Consider the following 427-nt stretch of genomic DNA (forward strand, 5'->3'; position numbering starts at 1 on the left):
TCCGCTACCTCCTCTCCCTCCTCCCGCAGAACAACCGGGAGAACCCGCCGCGGGTCGAGTCCGGGGACGCGGTGGACCGGCGCAGCGAGACGCTGCTGGACCTGGTTCCGGCGGACGGCAACCGGCCCTACGACATGACCCGGGTGATCGAGGAGATCGTCGACGACGGCGAGTACCTCGAGGTCCACGAGCGCTGGGCCCGCAACATCATCTGCGCCCTGGCCCGGCTCGACGGCCAGGTGGTCGGCATCGTCGCCAACCAGCCGCAGTCGCTCGCGGGCGTGCTGGACATCGAGGCCAGTGAAAAAGCTGCGCGCTTCGTCCAGATGTGTGACGCTTTCAATATCCCGATCGTCACCCTCCTGGACGTGCCGGGCTTCCTCCCCGGCGTCGACCAGGAGCACGGCGGCATCATCCGCCACGGCGC

General features: G+C 68.9%; 1 protein-coding gene. It reads left to right on the forward strand.

Annotated elements, in window-relative coordinates:
• On the forward strand, positions 1 to 427 hold a 427-nt coding region (locus tag JYK17_RS40320), incomplete at both ends, for a carboxyl transferase domain-containing protein (protein ID WP_308011749.1).

The organism is Streptomyces plumbidurans (assembly GCF_019857225.1).
GTDB classification, from domain to species: Bacteria; Actinomycetota; Actinomycetes; order Streptomycetales; family Streptomycetaceae; genus Streptomyces; species Streptomyces plumbidurans.